The sequence below is a fragment of the Streptomyces sp. NRRL S-118 genome (genome assembly GCF_000716335.1).
Lineage (GTDB): Bacteria > Actinomycetota > Actinomycetes > Streptomycetales > Streptomycetaceae > Streptomyces.
Genome location: NZ_JOBL01000388.1, coordinates 1 through 237, shown reverse-complemented (window position 1 = coordinate 237; position 237 = coordinate 1). Strand labels below are relative to the sequence as shown.

Below are 237 nucleotides of genomic sequence, written 5' to 3'. Positions count from 1 at the left end.
CACCGCAGGACCGGAGAGCCCGAGGCAGTACGACAGCCTGCCCGAGGCCACGCTGCCGGCGGAGCCGTATCCGAGGAAGCCCTCCAGGCCCTCCGGGATGTCCGGCAGCCGCGATCCGTAGTCGTGGTACATCACGCCGGAGAACACGCCCGTCGGGCTGCCCTTCAAACTCTTCGGGTCGATTCCCGCGCGTTCGATCGCCTCCCACGACGTCTCCAGCAGCAACCGCTGCTGCGG

General features: G+C 69.2%; 1 protein-coding gene. It reads right to left on the bottom strand.

Going from position 1 to position 237, the window contains the following annotated elements; translation table 11 throughout:
• Positions 1 to 237, bottom strand: a 237-nt coding sequence (locus tag IH00_RS36960) for a beta-ketoacyl synthase N-terminal-like domain-containing protein (protein ID WP_039946179.1), incomplete at both ends; no start/stop codon positions are given.